This window comes from Pseudomonas sp. 31 R 17 (assembly GCF_900004915.1).
GTDB classification, from domain to species: domain Bacteria; phylum Pseudomonadota; class Gammaproteobacteria; order Pseudomonadales; family Pseudomonadaceae; genus Aquipseudomonas; species Aquipseudomonas orientalis_A.
Genome location: NZ_CVTN01000007.1, coordinates 1 through 413, shown reverse-complemented (window position 1 = coordinate 413; position 413 = coordinate 1). Strand labels below are relative to the sequence as shown.

1 protein-coding gene is annotated in these 413 nt (G+C 52.3%); it reads right to left on the bottom strand.

What is annotated here, in order from left to right; translation table 11 throughout:
- The coding region (locus BFP89_RS29070) for a DUF6708 domain-containing protein (RefSeq protein ID WP_370671189.1) at positions 1-262 on the bottom strand (262 nt) is incomplete at its 3' end.
- Positions 263-413 lie beyond the last annotated feature (151 nt).

Genomic DNA, 413 nt, shown 5'->3' with positions numbered 1-413 from the left:
TGGTGCGGCTGAAGGGTCTGAGGCCGTCGTGGCGGAAGCGGTAGACATAGACTTTGCGTCGGAAGCGGTTGAAGCGGATGGGTTCGTCGCGGGGAGGGGCAACGTCCATTCGCCAAAAGTAAATACCTAGCCACAAAGCTGTGATGAGTCCAAAAAATGCTACTAAAACGAGAGAGGTAGGAGGGGCACTATGTTCTTTAACTGCAAAAGCAATCAGCGTAGCCGGAAAGCCTAGAGACAATAGAAAGATGAAAGGAACCATCCAAACACCAACTCCACGAACTCTCATCGTGGCGCGTGCCAGTTCAAGATAAACATCGTCAACATGATTGGGCGGATTCGAAAGTACGGGAGGATACGGTTCATTGGAGGGCGACTCGTTTGGTCCCGGCAGATCGTGCTTCCAGCCAGGA